We start from the raw sequence: 232 nt of genomic DNA on the forward strand, positions 1-232 counted from the left end.
CCCAGTTCCTGACTGATGGCGCGGATCGACAACCCTTTGCCGTTATCGTGCAGTGCCTTGATTTTGTGTATCACAACCCACTCCTTCACTGACATGCCCCCGGCTATCGATAAAAGCGGGGGACAGTAGCTGGTTCTGTGGCCTGACGGCCACCCGGGGGTGGGTCAAAATTAATGGCCAGTAGTGGGTCATTTTAATTGGCCACTAACAGTTTATAAGCTGACAATCAGAT

Origin of the sequence: Marinobacter sp. UBA2498 (assembly GCF_002341575.1) — a bacterium.
Lineage (GTDB): Bacteria > Pseudomonadota > Gammaproteobacteria > Pseudomonadales > Oleiphilaceae > Marinobacter > Marinobacter manganoxydans.